This window comes from Rhodanobacter sp. FW106-HT46G03 (assembly GCF_058789895.1).
Map to the genome: position 1 here is coordinate 1,844,506 of NZ_JBYTCC010000001.1, position 20,302 is coordinate 1,864,807.

The 20,302-nt window shown below is 68.2% G+C and carries 17 protein-coding genes; 9 read left to right on the top strand and 8 right to left on the bottom strand.

The features are described from left to right. Positions 1 to 79 precede the first annotated feature (79 nt). The 6 genes from trxB to AC3WP6_RS07905 are packed head-to-tail and all read left to right on the top strand — an operon-like array spanning position 80 to position 4,958. Entirely contained in the window at positions 80 to 1,045 is a 966-nt protein-coding gene (trxB, locus tag AC3WP6_RS07880) for a thioredoxin-disulfide reductase (protein ID WP_492627175.1), read from the top strand. Positions 1,046 to 1,047: 2 nt separating this feature from the next. Beyond that, on the top strand, positions 1,048 to 1,584 hold the full coding sequence (locus AC3WP6_RS07885) for a DUF2199 domain-containing protein (RefSeq protein ID WP_492627176.1): 537 nt from the start codon (positions 1,048 to 1,050) through the stop codon (positions 1,582 to 1,584). 12 nt (positions 1,585 to 1,596) lie between these two features. After that, positions 1,597 to 2,727 (top strand): GNAT family N-acetyltransferase, encoded by a 1,131-nt coding sequence (locus AC3WP6_RS07890; RefSeq protein WP_492627177.1) that lies wholly within the window; start codon positions 1,597 to 1,599, stop codon positions 2,725 to 2,727. After that, positions 2,724 to 3,452 carry a leucyl/phenylalanyl-tRNA--protein transferase gene (aat, locus tag AC3WP6_RS07895; RefSeq protein ID WP_492627178.1) on the top strand — a complete coding sequence of 243 codons (729 nt, stop codon included), beginning with the start codon at positions 2,724 to 2,726 and terminating at the stop codon, positions 3,450 to 3,452. Before AC3WP6_RS07890 ends, aat begins: the two co-directional genes overlap by 4 nt. 41 nt (positions 3,453 to 3,493) lie before the next feature. Beyond that, positions 3,494 to 4,417, top strand: coding sequence for a 23S rRNA (adenine(2030)-N(6))-methyltransferase RlmJ (locus AC3WP6_RS07900; protein ID WP_492627179.1), 924 nt, complete (start codon positions 3,494 to 3,496; stop codon positions 4,415 to 4,417). Between the two features lie 31 nt (positions 4,418 to 4,448). After that, positions 4,449 to 4,958 (top strand): Slp family lipoprotein, encoded by a 510-nt coding sequence (locus AC3WP6_RS07905; protein ID WP_492627180.1) that lies wholly within the window; start codon positions 4,449 to 4,451, stop codon positions 4,956 to 4,958. 126 nt (positions 4,959 to 5,084) lie between these two features. Here AC3WP6_RS07905 and AC3WP6_RS07910 read toward each other — a convergent pair whose 3' ends face one another. From AC3WP6_RS07910 to AC3WP6_RS07925, 4 genes are read right to left on the bottom strand one after another with little or no spacing between them, the layout of a single operon-like run. Next, positions 5,085 to 5,987, bottom strand: a complete 903-nt coding sequence (locus tag AC3WP6_RS07910) for a lysylphosphatidylglycerol synthase transmembrane domain-containing protein (RefSeq protein WP_492627181.1) — start codon at positions 5,985 to 5,987, stop codon at positions 5,085 to 5,087. After that, the gene (locus AC3WP6_RS07915) at positions 5,984 to 7,042 is read right to left on the bottom strand and encodes a glycosyltransferase family 4 protein (protein ID WP_492627182.1); all 1,059 of its coding nucleotides are present in this window, start codon (positions 7,040 to 7,042) and stop codon (positions 5,984 to 5,986) included. Before AC3WP6_RS07915 ends, AC3WP6_RS07910 begins: the two co-directional genes overlap by 4 nt. Further along, positions 7,039 to 7,437 (bottom strand): 6-pyruvoyl trahydropterin synthase family protein, encoded by a 399-nt coding sequence (locus AC3WP6_RS07920; RefSeq protein WP_492627183.1) that lies wholly within the window; start codon positions 7,435 to 7,437, stop codon positions 7,039 to 7,041. Before AC3WP6_RS07920 ends, AC3WP6_RS07915 begins: the two co-directional genes overlap by 4 nt. Before the next feature lie 9 nt (positions 7,438 to 7,446). Then, positions 7,447 to 8,430 (bottom strand): zinc-dependent alcohol dehydrogenase, encoded by a 984-nt coding sequence (locus AC3WP6_RS07925; protein ID WP_492627184.1) that lies wholly within the window; start codon positions 8,428 to 8,430, stop codon positions 7,447 to 7,449. 74 nt (positions 8,431 to 8,504) lie between these two features. Here AC3WP6_RS07925 and AC3WP6_RS07930 point away from each other — a divergent pair, with 74 nt between their 5' ends. Further along, a complete protein-coding gene (locus AC3WP6_RS07930; protein WP_492627185.1) occupies positions 8,505 to 10,892 on the top strand; it encodes a CDP-alcohol phosphatidyltransferase family protein in 2,388 nt (795 codons plus the stop codon). Here AC3WP6_RS07930 and AC3WP6_RS07935 read toward each other — a convergent pair. Next, positions 10,862 to 11,647 carry a RibD family protein gene (locus tag AC3WP6_RS07935; RefSeq protein WP_492627186.1) on the bottom strand — a complete coding sequence of 262 codons (786 nt, stop codon included), beginning with the start codon at positions 11,645 to 11,647 and terminating at the stop codon, positions 10,862 to 10,864. The genes AC3WP6_RS07930 and AC3WP6_RS07935 overlap by 31 nt on opposite strands. A gap of 72 nt (positions 11,648 to 11,719) precedes the next feature. Here AC3WP6_RS07935 and AC3WP6_RS07940 point away from each other — a divergent pair, with 72 nt between their 5' ends. After that, positions 11,720 to 12,325, top strand: a complete 606-nt coding sequence (locus AC3WP6_RS07940; RefSeq protein ID WP_492627187.1) for a GNAT family N-acetyltransferase — start codon at positions 11,720 to 11,722, stop codon at positions 12,323 to 12,325. Between the two features lie 81 nt (positions 12,326 to 12,406). Then, positions 12,407 to 15,865, top strand: a complete 3,459-nt coding sequence (gene mfd, locus AC3WP6_RS07945) for a transcription-repair coupling factor (RefSeq protein WP_492627188.1) — start codon at positions 12,407 to 12,409, stop codon at positions 15,863 to 15,865. Positions 15,866 to 15,884: 19 nt separating this feature from the next. Here the strand turns inward: mfd and AC3WP6_RS07950 are convergent, their stop codons facing one another. From AC3WP6_RS07950 to AC3WP6_RS07960, 3 genes are all read right to left on the bottom strand, one after another. Further along, positions 15,885 to 17,507, bottom strand: a complete 1,623-nt coding sequence (locus tag AC3WP6_RS07950) for a M28 family metallopeptidase (protein ID WP_492628659.1) — start codon at positions 17,505 to 17,507, stop codon at positions 15,885 to 15,887. A 321-nt stretch (positions 17,508 to 17,828) separates the two neighbouring features. Beyond that, entirely contained in the window at positions 17,829 to 18,602 is a 774-nt protein-coding gene (locus tag AC3WP6_RS07955; protein ID WP_492627189.1) for a class I SAM-dependent methyltransferase, read from the bottom strand. Positions 18,603 to 19,110: 508 nt separating this feature from the next. After that, entirely contained in the window at positions 19,111 to 20,301 is a 1,191-nt protein-coding gene (locus AC3WP6_RS07960; protein ID WP_492627190.1) for a multidrug effflux MFS transporter, read from the bottom strand. Between the last annotated feature and the right edge of the window lies 1 nt (position 20,302).

The window sequence follows — 20,302 nt, forward strand, 5'->3', positions numbered from 1 at the left end:
GAATCGGGGCGCGCCGCTCCCCATGCTTGCGGGTCGATGCGGTCGCTGCGGCGACTGCCCAACTGCAAGGATTTTGCGCATGACCAACCCCACCAAGCACGCCCGTTTGCTGATCCTCGGTTCCGGCCCGGCCGGCTACACCGCAGCGGTGTATGCCGCGCGCGCCAACCTCAAGCCGGTGCAAGTCACCGGGTTGCAGCAGGGCGGCCAGCTCACCACCACCACCGACGTCGACAACTGGCCGGGGGACGTGGAAGGCCTGCAGGGTCCGGAGCTGATGCAGCGCATGGCCAAGCATGCGGAGCGCTTTGCCACCGAAACCGTGTTTGACGAGATCAGCAAGGTCGACCTCTCGCAGCGGCCGTTCAAACTCACCGGCGACTGGGGCGAGTACACCGCCGATGCCCTGATCATCGCCACCGGCGCCACCGCGAAATACCTCGGCATTGAGAGCGAGGAGAAGTTCAAGGGCAAGGGCGTCTCCGCTTGCGCCACCTGCGACGGGTTCTTTTTCCGCGACCAGGAGGTCGTCGTGATCGGCGGCGGCAACACCGCGGTCGAAGAGGCGCTGTACCTCGCCAACATCACCAGCAAGGTGTACCTGGTGCACCGCCGCGACAGCCTGCGCGCCGAGAAGATCATGCAGGACAAGCTGTTCGAGAAGGCCGCCGCCGGCAAGATCGAGCTGGTGTGGAACCACACGGTGGAAGAGGTGCTGGGCGACGACAGCGGCGTCACCGGCGTGCGCGTCAAGGACGTGCACAGCGGCGCCACGCGCGACATCGCCGCCACCGGTTTCTTCGTCGCCATCGGCCACACGCCGAACACCAAGATCTTCGAGGGCCAGCTTGAGATGCACAACGGGTACCTGAAGATCCACAGCGGCCAGAACGGCATGGCAACGATGACTTCGGTCGAAGGCGTATTTGCCGCCGGCGACGTCGCCGATCATGTTTACCGGCAGGCGATCACGTCGGCCGGCTTCGGTTGCATGGCGGCACTGGATGCCGAGCGCTGGCTCGATCAGCAGAAGCCGGCGGCATAAGCGTGGACGCCGCATGCCCGATCTGCGGGCAGGTTCATCCCGATGCCCTGCCCGAACTCGCGTTTCGCCGCCCCGACGCGGTCGAGGCGCTGGAGCCGGACGAACGCGACGGCGCCGTGCAGGAGTCCGACTACTTCTGCGCGCTGCGCGGCGAGCGCTATTTCGTCAGCGCCGCGCTGGGTCTGCCGGTCGCCGGCCGCGCGGACTACACGCTGCGCGCGTGGGCGGAACTGGACGAAGACAACTTCTATCGCGTGCTGGCATTCTGGGAGGACGAGGGCCGTGTGGATCGCCCCACGTTTGATGCCGTACTCGCCAACGCCATCCCCGGCCTGCCGGAGACCACCGGCCTTGCCGTGGCGTTGACCGTCGTCGGCCCGGCGCAACGGCCGACGCTGCGCATCATGGACGCCGCCCACCTGCTGCACGCCGAGCAGACCGCGGGCATCACGCCGCATCGCGCCGGCGAATACGCGGCGATGATCGACGGGCGCCTGCGGGTGGATGCGCCGGCCGTTACGCCGGCGGCCAACGACTGACCCGCACGCGTCGTGATCGAAGCCCGCTTTCACGACCAGCTTGCCGACATCGACGCCACTGAGTGGAATGCGCTGGCCGCCGACCCCAACCCGTTCACCACCCACGCGCTGCTTGCCGGCATGGAAGCCACGGGTTGCATCCAGCCGCGCTGGGGCTGGCAGCCGCATCATCTGACCCTGCACGAAAACGGGCGCCTCGTCGCCGCCGCACCGCTGTACCTCAAGACCAACTCGCACGGCGAGTTCACCTTCGACTGGAGCTGGGCCGATGCCTGGGAGCGTGCCGGCGGACGCTATTACCCCAAGCTCCTGTGCGGCGTGCCGTATTCGCCGGTAGCCGGGCCGCGCCTGCTGGCATGCGGCGACCCGCGACTGCAGCGAGCACTAGTGCAGGCCATGCGCAACGAGGCCGAGCGCCTGCAGCTGTCTTCGGTGCACGTGCCGTTTCTCACCGACATGGAAGCTGCCGCGTTCGACGACGACTGGCTGGCACGCAGCGATGTGCAGTTCCAATGGCGCAACCGCGGCTGGGCCACGTTCACCGAGTTTCTTGCAGCGCTCAACCACAAGAAACGCAAGAACCTCATGCACGACCGCACCGGCGTGGCGGCCAGCGGCCTGCGCATCGAATGGCGGGCTGGTGCCGACCTTCCCGCGCAGGACTGGCGCGAAGTGCACGCGCTGTACCTGCACACGTTCCAGCAGAACGGCAACCGCGCCACGCTGACGCCCGAGTTTTTCGCCTACCTCGGCACGCTGGGCGACACCGCGCAACTGGCGCTGGCACGCGACGGGCATGGCATCGCCGCGATGGCGCTGTTTCTGGTGGGCGGCACGGTACTTTATGGCCGCTACTGGGGCTGCCGGGTCGAGGTGCCGGGGCTGCATTTCGAGCTGTGCTACTACCAGGGCATCAACTACGCCGTCACGCACGGCCTGCAACGCTTCGAGCCGGGCGCACAGGGTGAACACAAATTGGCACGCGGCTTTCTGCCGACCCGCACGCATTCGCGGCACCTGATCCTGCACACGGGTTTTCGTTCCGCCGTGCGGGCGGCGCTACGCCAGGAAGCCGCGGCCGTCGACCGTTACGCCGAGGAGTGCATGGCGCGCAGCCCCTATGCGCAGGAACCGCCACCATGATCCATCTGCCGCAACTGGACGCGCACGTGGCACGCTTTCCCGATCCGGACACCGCGTTGCGGGAGCCAAATGGCCTGCTGGCGATCGGCGGCGACCTGAGCCCCGAACGCCTGCTCGCGGCCTACGCCCAAGGCATTTTCCCGTGGTTCGGGCCGGACGAGCCGCTGCTGTGGTGGTCGCCCGACCCGCGCTGCGTGTTCCGTACCGAAACCTTGCGCGCCGACCGCAGCCTGCGCCGACAATGGCGCGGCAAGCACTGGCGGCTCACCGTCGACCGCGCGTTTCGCACGGTGATGGAAGCCTGCGCGGCGCCGCGCCACGGCGAGCCGGGCACCTGGATCGTGCCGGAGATGATCGACGCCTATTGCCGGCTGCATGTGCTGGGCCACGCGCACAGCGTCGAGGCGTGGGACGGCGAACGCCTCATCGGCGGCGTGTACGGCGTGGCCATCGGCAAGCTGTTCTGCGGCGAGTCGATGTTCAGCGCGGTAAGCGGCGGCTCGAAAACCGCGTTGATGGGCCTGGCCACGCTGCTGCGTGCCTTGGGTTGCCCGCTGCTCGATTCGCAGGTGGCCAACACCCACACGTTGCGCCTCGGCGCTGTCGAGATTCCGCGCGCCACCTATTTGCATGAAGCGGCCCGACTTGCCGCCCTGCCGGGTCGCGTCGGAAGCTGGGCCCGGTATGCGTCACAGCTTGCACCGCCGGACGCGGCCCACCGGTAGCCCCGCTCCGGCCTTTTGCTCGCGCCACCTATACTGCCGGCATGAATTACCGCCATGCCTACCACGCCGGCAATTTTGCCGATGTCCTGAAACACGTCGTGCTGCTGGCGCTGCTCGATGCGCTCAAGGCCAAACCCGCACCGTTCGCCGTGATCGATACCCATGCCGGTAGCGGCCGCTATGCGCTGGGCGGCGCCGAAGCCAGCAAGACCGGCGAATACAAGGATGGCATCGCGCGCCTGTTGTACCCCGACTTGCACGCCGGCCACGCTCCGTCGCCCGCGTTGCCGTCGCTGCTTCGCCGCTGGCTCGACGGCATCCTTGCGGTGCCCGGCAACGAGCAGGGCTTGGCGGTTTATCCCGGCTCGCCGTGGCAAATCGCGGCCGCCTTGCGTGACGGCGACAGCGCGCAACTGTGCGAGCTGCAGCCGGAGGAAGCCGCGCGCCTGCGCAGTGCGCTGCACCACGATCACCGCCTGCACGTGCACGAGCGCGACGGTTACGCCGCACTCAAGGCGCTGCTGCCGCCGCCGGAACGCCGTGGCCTGGTGTTGATCGATCCGCCGTATGAGGCACAGGAAGCCGAGTTCGACCTCATCACCCGCACGCTGAAGGAAGCGCTGGTGCGGTGGCCCACCGGCATCTATGCGGTGTGGTACCCGATCAAGCGCCGTAGCCAGGTGCAGCCCTTCCTGCGCTGGCTTGGCCATTGCAGTGCCAAACGCGTGCTGCGCGCCGAACTGTTGGTGCATCCGGACGACACGCCATTGCGTTTGAACGGCTCGGGCATGGTCGTGCTCAACGCGCCGTGGAAACTGGACGAAACCCTGCGCGAACCGCTGCGTGCACTGGCCCGGCTGTTGCAGCAGGATCGCCCCGCCACCGTCACGCTCGACTGGCTGCGCACGGAGGCAAGCGATGCCGCTGCTCCCCCGCCGCTGTCGCGCGCGCCGCGCCGCCGCTAAGCTGCGGACATTGCGCTCAAGGAGTACCGCCATGCGTCTTGCCGCCCTGCCCTTACTCCTCGCCCTGCCGGTGTCGTTGCTCGGCCTGGCGGCCTGTGCGCCGGCACCGATCTACAAGGCCACGCCCGCCACCATCGTCGCCACGCCGGCGCAGGTGGCGCAGACGCCCGAACGCTACGCGAGCGCACAAGTCATCTGGAGCGGGCGCGTGGTCGGAGTGAAAAACTTCGCGGACCACAGCGAAATCGAAGTGCTGGCCTACCCGCTCGACAGTTCGCAACGACCCAAATTCGGCGCCGGCGGCAGCGGCCGTTTCATCGCCACCGCCAAGGGCTACCTCGAACCGATGAATTACCCGGAAGGCGCGCCAATCACGGTCGAAGGGCAGCTTGCCGGTACCCGCGGCGGCAAGGTCGGCCAAGCGGATTACCTGTTCCCGCTGGTGCAGATCACGCAATCGCACGTGTGGACCGCCGAGGAAATGCGCGGCGGCCATCCGAACGTGCATTTCGGTGTGGGCCTGGGAGTGGGGATTCGCTGAACCGGCGAGTCACCCGGAGCAATATCCGCAGGTGGGTGACGTTGTCGGGGGAGCCGGCCTGACTGGGTCGCTTTCGGCGTGCCGACGGGTGGCACCGCGACCATCACGCGGGAGACCGGTGATCGATCAGGGGTGGCGTGCACGCCACACGTCGACCAGCAACAGCACCCCTCCTGGCAGGCAGGCGACCAGGCTCAGCAGGCCGTAGGCGGTGGCGATGGCGACGCCGCTGGCGGCGCCAAGCCCGGTCGCCGCGAACAGCCAGCCGGCGGCGCCTTCGCGCGGGCCGAAACCCGCGATGTTGAGCGGGATCGCCGCCGCGGCCAGTACCACCAACGCAAGCGGCAGCAAATCATGGGGGGCATGTAGCGTGCCGGTCGCTGCCGCCGCCACCCAGAAGAGCAGCACATAACCGCCGATCGCCAGCACCGAGGCCGCGGCGCCGGCAGCCCATGCATGCCAGCCGATGCGTCGCCATGCGGCGACGATGTCCCAGCGGTGTTCGCTTCCGTGGCGGCGGTGGGCCAGTTGCCAGGCCAGCGCCACCGCCAGCATGCCGACGGCAATCCACGGCCACAGCGCACGTTGCACCGGCAGCGGCAACGCTAGCAGCGCGACCAGCGCCAGCATCGACTGCACGACCTGGCCCAGCACGCGTTCCAGCAGCACGGCCTGCAGCGCACGCGGCAGGTTGCCGATCGCCTGCCCGCGGCGCAGCCCGCGATGGACATCGCCCAGCACGCCGCCGGGCAACGTCGCGTCCAGGAACTGCGAGCGGTAGTACGCGCCGATCGCCGCACACAGCGTCAGCTCGCCGCCCAACGCCTGCACCAGCCGCCGCCAGCGCCATGCGCACAGCACCGTCGTGCCCGCCGTGACCGCCAATGCGATGGCGATCGGAACGACACCGAGCGCACGCACGCCGGCGAGGAACGGCCCGGTGCCAAGCCGGTCGACGATGACGGCGAGGATGCCGAGGCCGATGGCGAGGCGCAGCCGCTTCCACCACCGCGCCGGCAGCGGGCTCATGCCAGCAAGGCCTGCTCGATCTGCGCGACCGTCGTGTCCCAGCGCTGCAGCGTCGCACGCCGAACGCGCGCGGCCTCCTGCCAGCGCCGGCGCAACGCAGGGTCGGCGAACCAGCCGCGCAGGGCGTCGGCCAGTGCGGTCGCCTCGCCAGCCGGGACCAGCTCGCCGGGACGCCGGCCATCAGCGGTCTGTCCCAGCGCCTCGGAAACACCACCGACATTGCTCGCGATCACGGGCACGCCATGTGCCAGCGCCTCGGTCACGACCATGCCGTAGGACTCCTTGCGCGAAGGCAGCACCAGGAGGTCGCTGCCCGCCCATGCATGTCCGAGTGCGGAACCATGCAGGGCTCCGTGCCACGCGACGCGCCCGGCCATGCCTTGCGCCGTCGCCCGCTGCTGCATCGCCTGCGCGAAATCCGGCGCGGTATCCATGCTGCCCACGCATGCGAGTCGCCACGGCACGTCGCGCAAGGTGGCAAGGGCATCCAGCAGCACGTCGTGCCCCTTGAGTGCGGTAACGGCCGCCAGGCACAGGAGACGGGTTCCGTCCCTGCCGACCGCGACCTGCGGCGCCGGATCCACGCCCGGCAGCGCGACGACGACGTGCTCCGGCGCCACGCCGCCCTGCGTGCATGCCCAGTGCCGTGTCCAGTCGCTGGTGGCGATGACCCACCGCGCGCAGGCAAGTGCCCGCCGCTCGCGCGCCGCGACCATCGCCGCGTCACCGGCCACCGGCGGCACCCCGAGCGGCATGTGCAGCAGCACGACGATGCGCAGGCGCGCAGCCTGTGACGCCAGCACGTCGGGTACGCACGAGGCGATCAGCCCGTCGATCAGTACCACGGTGCCCGCCGCGAGGCCGGCGAGACGGCCCGCCAGCGTGTCACGGGCTTCTTCGTCAGGCTCCGGCCAGGTGCCACCGCACGCCATCATGCGTACCTGCCAGCCACGCGGCCGCAAGCCATCGCGCACGCGCTGGTCGTAACGATTGCCGCCGCTCGGACGCTTCACGTCGTCGATGCCAGCCGGCACGACGAAGACCAGCTCGCTCACAGCGGGCGCTCGTAGCTCGCCCACGCGATGTGGGATTCGTGCAGGGTGACGACCAGGCCCGACAGGCCCTTGGCCCCCTCGCCCAGCTCGCCGGCGGCAATGCGCGCCGCCAGCCGGTCGGCAACCACCTGCGCCAGCGCCTCGGTGGTGGTGTTGCGCCCGGCGAGTTCCGGCAGTTCGTCGAGGTTGTGGAAGTTGAAATCGGCCAGCACCGCACGCAGCGCCTCGCCCGCCCTGCCGATGTCGACGACGAGGCCGTCGACATCGAGTTGCACCCGGCGGAAGGTTGCATCGACCACATAGGTGGCCCCGTGCAGCTGCTGTGCCGGGCCGAACACGGCGCCGCGCAGGCTGTGCGCAATCATCATGTGGTCACGAACGGTCACGCTGAACATGGCGACTCCTCACGGGTAGGCGATGACGTGGCACAGTGCCGGCAGACTGCGGTCGGCGAGGCGCGGCATCACCGCCGGCAGTTCGTCAAAGCGCGACGTGCCAGTGAGCAGAACATCGAACGCCGGGTCGCGCAGAATCTCCAGCGCCAATGCCAGGCGCTGATGCAGACTACGATGGCCGCGGCGTGCTGGCGCAACCTGGCTTACTTGGCTGGCGACGATGCCAAGTCGGCGCGAATGGAAGGCGCCGCCGAGCGCCAGTTCGACGGTGTGGTTGCCGTACCAGCTCAGCTCGACGACACGCCCCTCGAAGCCAAGCAGGTCGAGCGCGAGCTGGAGCCCGGCACTGCTCGCGCTGGCGTGGAACACAACGTCGCATTCATGCGGCGCGTCCGTTGGCAGCGCGAAGCCGACGCCCAGCGCCTGCGCTACCGCCGCGCGCGACGGATCGACATCCACCAGCGTCACGTCCGCACCCGGCGTGTTCGCTGCGAGGCGGGCCACGCAACAGCCGACCACGCCGGCGCCGACGATCGCGATCCGGTCGCCGACCAGCGGCGGCACGTCCCAGACCGCGTTGACCGCGGTTTCCAGCATGCCGGCCAGCACCGCGCGACGCAGCGGCACGCCCTCGGGCGCCGGCACCACCGCCGACGCCGGCACCACGTAGCGATCCTGATGCGGGTACAGGCAGAACACCGGTTTGCCGCACAGCGCCGATGGTCCCTGCTCGACCGTGCCGACGCTCAAGTAGCCATATTTGATGGGGCCGGGGAAATCCCCCTGCTGGAACGGTGCACGCATGGCGGCGTACTGGTCAGCCGGAACGCCGCCGCGAAACACCAGCGATTCGGTGCCGCGGCTCACTCCGGAAAACCGGGTGTGCACGAGCACTTCGTCCGTGCCGCAGGCCGGCAGCACCTCGGTGCGGATCTCGCCGGTTCCCGGCGCGCTCAGCCAATAGGCCCGCGCGACTTGCTTGGCAGAGTTCATTCGTTCGTCCGTCTGCGCTCACTACACTGCAACTGTAGCGATGGCGTGTGTGCATCGACAGAGGTTTGCGGCCCATGCGCGGGTCCCGGGATAGCGGCGCGACGGTCACGGTGGTCGTCGGCCTGATCGTCGGCGGTGCGTTGCTGGCGGTGCTTGCAGCGACGGTCGGACTGTCGCCGTCTGGATGGCTGATCGGCATCGCGTCCACGTTGGCGGTTTTCTTGCTGTACGCCAGCGTGCTGGCGCGCAGCGGCCGCAGGTGGCCGACACCGGCCGATCGCGTGACCGCACTGCGGGCGGTGCTGGTTGCCGGGATATCGGCGCTGGTGGCGAGCCATTGGCCGGTCGGCGGCGATCCACGGGCGCTGGTGGGCCTTGCCATCGCCGCGCTCCTGCTGGACAACGTCGATGGTCGGGTGGCGCGGCGCACGCACCTGGCGACGCCGTTGGGCGCCCGCTTCGACATGGAGGTCGATGCCTGGCTGATTCTCGCGCTGAGCGTGCACGCGATGCCGCGTGTGGGCGCCTGGGCGCTGGCGATCGGTGCGGCGCGCTATGCGCTGCTGCTCGCCGCGCGCGCGTGGCCATGGCTGCGCGCGGAAATGCCGCCGCGGTATTGGAACAAGGTGGTGGCCTCGATCCAGGGCATCGCGCTGGTGATCGTGGCGGCTGGCGTGCTGCCGCGTGCGGGCAACCAGATCGTGCTGATCGTGGCGGGGGCCCTGCTTGCAGAGTCGTTCGGCCACCAGGTTGCGTGGCTGCGTGCGCACCGCGCTAGCCAGCTTGCAGCCGATGTCGGGCCACGCGCACCGACGGGCACGGCGGGCTTTTTCGTCGCCGCCGGTGTGCTGTGGCTGGCGTTGATCCTGCCGGACTGGCCGCACGCACCCGTACCCGCGGCGCTGCTGCGCGCGCCGGTGGCCTTGATCGCCCTTGCTGCGCTCGCACTGATGTTGCCGCGTCGTCTGCACGGCTGGCTGGCCATGCTGTTTGGCCTGGCGCTGGCGGCCATGGCGTGGCTCAAGCTGCTCGATCTCGGTTTCCAGCAGGCATTCGAGCGGCCATTCGATCCGCTTGCCGATGGCGCGTACGTGGTGCCCGCGTTCGGCGTGCTGGTGGATACCTTCGGGCGCCTGGCCGCGATCATTGTCACTGCGGCGGTCGGGCTGGCCGTCATCGCGATTCCGGTGGTGCTGGTGCACGCGACCCGTCGTGTCGTCACCGCCGTGCGCCGGTGGCCACGTCCAACGGCCGCGCGCGCCGTTGGCGCCCTGGGCGCGCTGTGGCTGGTGCTGGCGGTGGCGGACGTGCGGGTGCCGAACGCGCCGGGTCCGGTGGCATCGGCCGATACGCTGACGCTCGCCGCCCACCACGTTCGCGGGGTGGCAAGTGGCTTGGCCGACCATCGGCGCTTCGCGCGCTCGATCCGTGCCGACCGCCACGCGACCGTACCAACGAGCTGCCTGCTTGCCGGCCTGCGCGGCAAGGATGTGCTGCTGGTGTTCGTCGAGAGCTACGGCCGGGTCGCGGTATCGGGAACCGCGTTCTCCCACGATGTCGATGCGAGGTTGCACGCGGACACCGCGACCCTGGCAAACCGAGGCTACGCGGTGCGCTCGGGGTTCCTCGTCTCGCCCACGTTCGGCGGCGGCAGTTGGCTCGCGCATTCGACGCTGCAGTCGGGCCTTTGGGTCGACAGCCAACGCCGCTACGACCAGCTCATGGCGAGCCAGCGCCTGACCCTTGCTCGGGCATTCCGGCAGGCCGGCTGGCGCACCGTGGTCGACGCCCCTGCAGACACCGGCCGGTGGCCGCAAGGCCTGCTGTTCTACCGGTACCAGATGCTCTACAACGGCCGCAACGTCGGCTATCGCGGCCCGGCTTTCAGCTACGCGCCGATGCCGGACCAGTACACGCTGCTCAAGCTGCGCGACAACGAACTGGCAAAAACCGCACGCAAGCCGGTCTTCGCCGAGGTCGACTTCGTCTCCAGCCATCACCCGTGGACGCCACTGCCGCGGCTGGTGCCGTGGTCCGCGGTGGGCGACGGCAACGTGTTCGCTCCGATGCCGGCGCAGGGGCTGACGCCCGATGCCGCGTTTCGCAACCCGGCGACGGTGCAGCGTCTCTACGGCGCAAGCATCCGCTACAGCATGGATGCGCTGGTGTCCTGGCTCGCGCGCTGGCCCGATCCGAACTTGGTCGTCATCGCGCTGGGCGATCACCAGCCGTGGGGCATCGTCTCGGGCACCGACCCCGGCCACGAAGTGCCGGTCAGCGTCATCGCGCAGGATCCCGCCATCATGTCAGCCATTGCCAGGTGGCACTGGCCCCCCGGCCTGCTGCCCGCAACAGACGCACCGGTGTGGCCCATGAGCGCATTCCGCGACCGGTTCTTTGGCGCGTTCGGTACCGCGTGCCCGGCCCCGGCTCAGCCGGCGCAGCGGTCGGACAAGGCGTAGCGCAGCACGGCGACGTCACCGAGCGCGGCGACATCGAGCAACCGTGCACGGCGCCCCGGGCACCATGGGAAAGCACCAGCACGCACGAACCGTGGCGCCCGCGTATCGCCGACGAAGACCGGGGCCACGGCAATTTGCAGTTCATCGGCCATGCCCTGTTGCAGAAACTGCGTGAACACGCGCCCGCCACCTTCGACCAGCAGGCGCTGTACGCCGCGCGCGTGCAGATCGGCCGCCACGGCCGTCATCGCGGGTTCCGCACCCAGGTCGACCACGATGGCGTCGGCACCGAGAGCGCCACGCAAACCATCGGCTGCCGCATGCGCGGCATACACCAGCGCAGCCGCTCCGGCAGCCGCGAAGAAGTTTGCGTGCGGCGACAAATCCCCACTGCGGGTCGCCGTCACCCGCAACGGCGTAGCGGGCAGGCCGCGGATCGCCCGCGCCTGGCGTCGCGCAGGGTCGCGCAATTGCAAGTGCGGGTTGTCGCGGCGCAAGGTGTTGGCACCAATCAAGATCGCGTCGCATTGCGCCCGCAGCGCATCGACACGATCGAGATCGACGGCGTTGGACAGCAGCAGGCGGCGTGGACCTGCATCGTCGAGGTAGCCGTCAAGGGACACGGCACAGCTGAGCAGGATGTATGGCCGCGCTGCCACGGATTGCCCCACCAGGCGGCGCGTGTGCGCCATCGGCACCCATTCCACCACGTCGCCCGCTACCCTATGCGGCAACGCCGCGGAGAAACATGACAAAACCGCGCTTCCCTTGTATTTTCGCTGGTAGTGCACCATGCTGCACTGCACACAGTACGCTAGAGTATTGACATGATTTCAGCGAGCATGCGCAGCTACGCTTCCCGTTCTTCATTGCCCCCGCGCAGCCGTGAACGCTTCTCGGCGCCGACGCTCACGGTGCACACCGCACGCGGTGAGCAGGTGAGCAGCCGGGATGGCCGTGAGCTTTGGCTGCGCGAAATTGCGCCAAGCGACGAGGCCGCCCTGCAGCGCTGTTTCCACCGGCTGTCGCCGGAGGACATCCGGCGCCGGTTCCTGCATGCGATGTCCGAGCTGCCGGCGCCGATGGCGCGTCGCCTGTGCAACATCGACACCGCGCGCGAGACCGCGCTGGTACTGGTGGACGAGACGGTCCGGCCGGCCGAGATTCGCGGCGTCGGTCGCATCTACGTCGACCCCACCACGGATAGCGCCGAGTTCTCGGTGATCGTCGAGCGGGCGTGGAGCCGGATGGGCCTTGGCGCCCTTTTGATGCAGCGACTGGTCGACGACTGCCGGCTGCGCGGCCTGGCCGAGATCTGGGGCTACGTGCTGCAGGAAAACCGCCCGATGCTGGATCTGTGCAAGGAGCTCGGCTTTACCCAGCACCTGATTCCGGACGAACCCGGCACCGCGCAGATTCGCCTGCGGCTGTAACCGGGGGCAGGTGCACGCTGCGCGCGCACTACAATGATCGGCTTTGATTCTGCGGCCGCCACATGCGGCCCTTGCGTGTCCATGTCCGAGCCGATTCCGCACCCGCCGCTTCCCGCTACTCCCAAGCAACGCCGCTATTGGACGCCACCGCACGGTTCCGGCCGTGCGTTGCTGCTGGCCGAAGCCGCGCGCGCGCACCATGGGCTGGTGGTGGCCGTGGCGCGCGACACCCAACGCGCCACCGCGCTGGAGGACGAGCTGCGGGTGTTTGCCGGCGAGCTGCCGGTGCTGCATTTCCCGGATTGGGAAACCCTGCCCTACGACGCCTTCAGCCCGCATCCGCAGGTGGTGTCGCAGCGCATTGCCACCCTGTACCGCCTGCCCAGCGTCGAGCGCGGCGTGCTGGTGGTGCCGATGGCAACGCTCATGCAGCGCATCGCCCCGCGCAGCCACATCGACGGCGCCGGGCTGGTGGTGGCCAAGGGGCAGAAATACGACCTCGGGGTCGAACAGCGTCGGCTCGAAGCGGCCGGCTACCGCAACGTGCCGCAGGTGACCGAGCCGGGCGACTTTGCCGTGCGTGGCGCGCTGATCGACATTTTTCCGATGGGCGCGCCGCTGCCCTATCGCATCGAGCTGTTCGACGACGAGATCGACTCGATCCGCAGCTTCGACCCGGAAACCCAGCGTTCGGCCGATATCGTGGAACGGGTCGAGCTGCTGCCGGCGCACGAGTTTCCGCTGACCGACGAAGCGGCAAAAACCTTCCGCACGCGCCTGCGCGAGCGTTTCCCGATCGACGTGCGGCATTGCCCGATCTACCAGGACATGAAGGAGGGCGTGACGCCGGGCGGCATCGAGTACTATTTGCCGCTGTTTTTCGACGCCACGGCCACCGTCTTCGACTACCTCGCCGGGGACGCGCTGTTCGTGCTGGGTGAAGGCGCCAACGAAGCCAGCGAAGCGTTCTGGACCCAGGCCGCCGAGCGCTACGACCAGCGCGCGCACGACATCGAACGCCCGGTGCTGCCACCCGCCGAGCTGTATTTGTCGCCCGAGCAGTTGCGCGCCGAGCTCAACCAGCGCCTGCGGGTGGAAGTGGTGGCGCCGGAGCACCCGCACGTGGTCGACAGTGGCACTCTGCCGGCGCCTGAGCTGCCGCTCAACCGCAAGGGCGAGGAACCGGGCACCGCATTGCGCACGTACCTCGGCAGCTACCCGGGACGGGTGCTGATCGCCGCCGATTCCGCCGGCCGCCGCGAAGCATTGCTGGATGCGTTCTCCGGCATCGGGCTTGCGCCGCAACCGGTCGAAGGCTGGCAGGGTTTTCTCGATGGCGCCGTGGCGCCACCGCGCTTTGCCATCACCCTCGCCCCGTTGGAGCAGGGGTTTGCGCTGAGAAAACCGGCGCTCACCGTGCTCACCGAGCGCGAGCTTTACGGCGAGCGCGTACGCACCGAACGCCGCCGCCGGCGCGGCGCCACGCGCGATCCCGAAACCATCATCCGCGACCTGACCGAGCTGTCGGTGGGCGCGCCGATCGTGCACGTCGACCACGGCGTGGGCCGCTACCAGGGCCTGCAGAGCATGACGCTCGGCGGCATGGAGGGCGAATTCCTCGTCATCGAATACGCCAAGGGCGACAAGCTCTACGTGCCGGTGGCGCAGCTCGGTCTGGTCAGCCGCTATTCGGGCACGGCACCGGAACTCGCGCCGCTGCACTCGCTCGGCGGCGATGCCTGGGAGCGCGCGCGCAGGAAGGCAGCGGAAAAGGTGCGCGACGTCGCTGCCGAGCTGCTCGCGATCTACGCCCAGCGCGAGGCACGTGGCGGTGAGTCGATGACGATCGACCGCCCGCTGGTGGATGCCTTCGGCGCGAGCTTCCCGTTCGAGGAGACCCCCGACCAGGAACAGGCGATCGACGCCGTGCTCAGGGATCTCGCCGCGCCGCGCGCGATGGATCGGGTGATCTGCGGCGACGTGGGTTTCGGCAAGACCGAGGTCGCCCTGCGCGCCGCGTTCGCCGCCGCCACCGCCGGCAAGCAGGTGGCGGTGCTGGTGCCGACCACGCTGCTCGCGCAGCAGCATTACCAAAACTTCGCGGACCGCTTTGCCGACTGGCCGGTGCGCGTCGACGTCCTCTCACGTTTTCGTTCCACCAAAGAGGTTGCCGCGACGCTCAAGCGCCTCGCCGCAGGCGAGCTCGACGTCATCATCGGCACCCACAAGCTGCTGCAGGGGGACATCCACTTCAAGAATCTCGGCCTCGTCATCGTCGACGAGGAGCAGCGTTTCGGCGTGCGCCAGAAAGAACAACTGAAAAAGCTGCGCGCGGAGGTGGATCTCCTGACCCTCACCGCCACGCCGATCCCGCGCACGCTCAACATGGCGATGAGTGGCCTGCGCGACCTCTCGCTGATCACCACCCCGCCGGCACACCGCATGGCGGTGCGCACCTTCATCACCACCTGGAACCCGGCGACCATTCGCGAGGCGTTCCAGCGCGAGCTGCAGCGCGGCGGCCAGGTGTATTTCCTGCACAACGAGGTGGAATCGATCGAGCGCGTGGCACGCGAGCTCGGCGAGCTGGTGCCGGATGCGCGCATCGGCGTCGCCCACGGCCAGATGCCCGAGCGCGGGCTGGAACAGGTGATGGCCGATTTCCACCGCCAGCGCTTCAACGTGCTGGTGTGCACCACCATCATCGAGACCGGCATCGACATCCCCACCGCCAATACCATCGTGATCGACCGTGCCGACCATTTCGGCCTGGCGCAATTGCACCAGTTGCGCGGCCGCGTCGGGCGCTCCAACCACCGCGCCTATGCGTATCTCATCGTGCCCGACCACCGGGCGATCACGGTGGATGCCCAGAAGCGGCTCGAAGCGCTGGCCTCGCTCGAGGAATTGGGCGCCGGCTTTACCCTGGCCACGCATGACCTGGAAATCCGCGGCGCCGGCGAGTTGCTCGGCGAGGAGCAATCCGGCCAGATCCAGGAGATCGGTTTTGGCCTGTACACCGAGCTGCTCGACCGCGCGGTGCGTGCCCTGAAGAGCGGCAAGGTGCCGGACTTCGACCTGTCCTCCGAGCACGAAACCGAGGTGGAATTGCACCTGCCGGCGCTGATCCCGGACGACTACCTGCCCGACGTGCACACCCGGCTGACGCTGTACAAGCGCATCGCCAGTGCGCCGGACGACGAGCGCCTGCGCGACCTGCAGGTGGAAATGATCGACCGCTTCGGGCTGCTGCCGGAGGCGACCAAGACGTTGTTTGCGCTGTCCACGCTGAAACTGATGGCGACGCCGCTGGGTATCCGCAAGCTCGACTTCGGCATCAACGGCGGGCGCCTCACCTTCCGCGACAAGCCCGACGTCGACCCGATGGCCATCATCCGCCTGATCCAGCAGAAGCCGCGCGTGTACAAGCTGGACGGCAAGGACAAGCTGCGCGTCACGCGCGAATTGCCCGACGCCGCCGAGCGCATCCGCGCCGCACAGGACGTGCTGATGGCCCTGGGGGCGCGACGGCCAAGCTGACCGTCACGCGATGCCGGGCTCAGCGGCGTACGGCTGCGCTCGCGTCGCGCGCCGCGCGAAACTCCGAGTCGGTCGGCCAGTTGGGCCACTGCCGCGAGTTGGCCAGCTTACTGCCGAGGTCGTAGAGCACGCCGAGATCGTGCGTCATGCCGGCGAAACTCCAGCTTGCCTGCCACTCGTCGGAAGGCTGGTGGTAGTGCTCTTTGGTGTACACCGCGGCCTGCGCCTCGCCCGCGGCCTTGCCGCCATCGACGAGATCGTCCCCCGAGGCGAACGACAGCGCCGGCACGCCGCGTTTGGCGAACGAAAAATGGTCGGAGCGGAAAAAGTATCCGGCCTCCGGGTGCGGATCGGGCGAGTAGTACAGGCCATGCTGTTTTGCCACCGCGATAAGGTCATCCAGCAGTTCGAACATTGCACTGCCGGAAATCGAGAAGTTGCGCGCACGACCGCCCGGGTCGAGCGCATCCATGTTGATCACGCCCACGGTGGTTGCCAGCGGATACAGCGGATGGCTGGCGTAATACGCCGAGCCAAGCAGGCCCTTTTCCTCGGCGGTCACGGCGAGAAACACCACGCTGCGCTGCGGCCGCGGCGCATGCGCAAACGCGCGGCCCAGCTCGATCAGCGCCGCGGTACCGGTCGCGTTGTCCACCGCGCCGTTGTAGATGCGGTCGCCCTTGGCGTCCGGCGCGCCAATGCCGAGATGATCCCAGTGCGCGCTGTAGATCACGGTTTCATTGGGGTGCCGGCTGCCTTCGATGCGGCCGACCACGTTCTGCGAAGTGATGCGGGTTGCCGCCACGTCATAGCGTGCCGAGAAGCGCTCGCCCTTCAGCGTTACCGGGCGGAATGCACGGGTCTGCGCCTGCTTTTTCAACGTCTCGAAATCGAGGCCGGCATGCTGGAACATCGCCACCGCGAGATCGCGCGTGATCCAGCCTTCGAGCCGGGGGTGCGCCGCCGCCGGGTCGTCGCGCACGATGTCGAACTGCACATTGGTGTTGGAGTTCTTCACCGTGGCCCAGCCGTAGGACGCCGGTCCGGTTTCATGGATCACCAGCATGCCGAGTGCGCCCTGGCGCGCGGCTTCCTCGTACTTGTAGGTCCAGCGCCCGTAGTAGGTCATGGCCTTGCCGCCGAAATCGCCCTGGCCGGTTTCGTAATCGGGGTCGTTGACCAATACCAGCGCGATCTTGCCCTTGAGATCGACGCCTTTGTAGTCGTCCCAGTGCCGCTCCGGCGCATCCACGCCATAGCCGACAAACACCAGCGGGGCGTCCTTGACGTCGACCGTGCGCGAGCCATCCATTGCGGCACAGATCGCGATCTCCTTGCCCTGCGTCAGCGTTTCCGCCTTGCCATCAATATTCAGCGCAACCTTCGGCGTCCCGGTGATCTCGAACCGGCCGAGCGGCACCGGTTGCGTCCATGTGCGTTTGCCGGCGACCAGCGCGCCGCCAGGCTGCAAACCGGCCGCCTGCATCTGCGCGATGAGGTAGGCGACGGCCTTCGTTTCACCCGGCGTGTTCGGGCCACGGCCGGCAAACGCATCGGAAGAAAGGGTTTTCACTTCGGCGGAAAGCCGTTGCGCATCAAACGCCGAGGCACTGCTGCGGTCGGCCGCCAGTGCCGGCGCCATCAACGTCAACGCACCAAGCGCGGTCAAAAGCCATTTCACGGTGGCAACTCCGAGGTGGGTGTGGGGCGATGATGCGGCACAAGCCCACCGGGTGTCAGCCGCATCGGGCACACTGCCGCCTGATGCGGCAACCACGAATGCCGGGCAAAGCGCGTCACGGCATCGACGCGCCAAGGCGGGTGCCATTGCATCGTCGGCAGCGCGCCACTCTCGCCACGCACTTCGCACCAGTGCTCGCCGGTACGCCGCTGACGACAGCGCGGTACTGCTCATCGATGCGGGTTGGAGGAACTTGAGCAGCCCGCGTTCGAAGGGCGGCAGTTATTTCGGTTTGCGGAAGCGGTAGATGAACTGGTCGGTGTGGCCGCGGATCGACTGGTCGAACACGTTCTTGGTGTGCGGGTCATTCGGGTTGTGCAGCGCTGTGCTTTCGCCGTCGAACACGAACCCCGCCGCTTCGACCTCCTGCTTCACCGTGGCGGGGTCGATGCGATGCAGGGTGTTGGTGTCCGCCAGGCCGGTACCCGCGGCGGCCGCGTGGTCGATCACGAGAAACACGCCGCCCGGTTTCAGCACGTCATAGATCGCCTTGTCGAACTTGGCGATATCGACCGGGCCCATGAAGGGATCGTGATAGTCGTGGTAGTTCTGCGAGGTGAACACGACATCCACCTTGGTCGGCGCAGTCGGCGTTTGCGCCGGCTGTTTCAGCAGGCTGACGTTGCCGTAGTGCGGCGTCGCGGCGAGCTTCGTCCATTGCGCGAACCCCTTGGCCGAATACTTCGCCGTCTCATTTGGCCACACCGTATACACATGTCCCTTCGCCCCCACGATGCCGCTGAACACGCGCGTCCAGTAACCCGCACCGGGGTCCAGCTCGAGCACACTGTCACCGGGCTTGACGCCGGAAAACAGCATCACCGCCGTCATCTGGCGGCGCGCGTCATCCTTGGTGTCGCTGGCGCGCGCAGGGTCGGCGATGGCTTTGGCGACATAGCCCGGCACATTGCCCGGAGCCGCCGCCTGTGGCTCGGCAGGTACCGCCCATACCGGGAGCGGCGACAACAGCATGGCAACCAGCAAAGTGAAACGCATGGCAATCTCCTGCACCGGCACCGGGGGCTCGATTGTGCCTCGGATAGCATCGCCGATACCAACTCCGGCCCATGCGCCGTGGCTGGCACGCGCGTCCGCTTCGTACGCCATGTTGCCCGGTCGCCAGGGTGTCGCGCCGCAGCACGCCACACCTCACCTTCGGCGCATCCGTCAAGCACGTCGCCAGCAAGAGCGTTGTGCAGCACATCACGATCGGCAGCGGGCGGTGCCAACGTTTGCTTGCGCCCGCTGGTCTGGTTAGAGTTCGTTCATGGTCGCGGGGAACGGCCGTTGGGGGTACTCATGCACATGCTGCCTACACGCTCTGCGGTGGAACGCGGGGTTCGACAGGTTGCAGGGATGCTTGGCGGGAAGCTGTTCGGCCACCAGGTGCCGATGAGCGTCATGACTTGCGCTTCGGCCCTTGCCTCATGGCAGGACGGCGCCCGTTCGCGTCGCGCCGACGAGGACGCACGGCGTACGCAGCGGTCCCGGGTGGGCGACTGAATCAGTCTTCCTTGGTGTCCAACACGGCCACGCCGTGATCGGGCTGGTGGCGCGGCAAAGTCAACCGCACCAGCACGAAAGCGGCCGTGGCGCAGCCGGCAATGCCGGCCACCATGGGCAGCGCGCCGTTGCCGGCAAACGGTGATATTGCCGCAATGACTACCGCACCGGTAACGAACTGCAAGGTGCCCATCAACGCGGAAGCCGTACCGGCAATCGGGCCGTGCCGATCGAGCGCCAACACGGCCGTGATCGGTATGGTCAGGCCCAAAAATCCGTAACCGATCAGGAGCAGACCGAGCAACAGGTCAAGGCGGTCGAACCCGATCAGGTACAGGCCGAACAGCCCGAGCATGGTCGCCACGTGGCCAACCACCGCAACGCGCACCACCCGCCGCAGCCCGTAACGCGTACCGAGCCAACCCGTGCATTGGGCCGCGCCGATGAACGAGGCGGCGTTGAGCGAAAACGCGATGCTGTACTGCGTCGGCGTCAACCCGTAGTGCCCGATCAGCACGAACGACGAGTTCGCGAGATAGGTGAAAAAGCTCGCCGTACCCGAGGCCCCAATGAACACCAGCCCGATGAACGTGCGATCACGCAGCAGTAGCCGGTACCCGGCCAACGCCGAGCGCAGGCTGCTGCGTGTCCGCTGGGCGGCGGGCCGCGTCTCGGCCAACGCAGCGCGCACGAGCAGTACGCCAAGCAGTGCGGCCGCAGCCACGACCCAGAAAATGCCGCGCCAATCGGCCAACCGGATGACCATGCTGCCGGTGAGCGGCGCGAGGATCGGCGACACGCTGAACACCAGCATCAACAGCGCCATCAGCCGGGCGGCGTCGACGCCGGTGTAGAGATCACGCACCACGGCGCGCGGGATCACCATGCCGGCGCATGCGCCCAGCCCCTGCATGAACCGGAATGCGACCAGGCTGTGGATATTCGGCGCCAGCGAGCAGCCGATACTGGCGAGCACGAACACGCCAAGTCCGACATAGAGCGGCGGTTTGCGGCCAACCATGTCCGACAACGGACCATAGACCACCTGCCCCAACCCGGCAGCCACGAAAAACGCCATGAGGCTCGCCTGCGCCCCTGCCACGTCGGTGTGCAGCCCGCGCTGGATCGCCGGCAGCGCCGGCAGATACATGTCGATCGCGAACGGGCCGATAGCCGACAGCAGGCCAAGCACC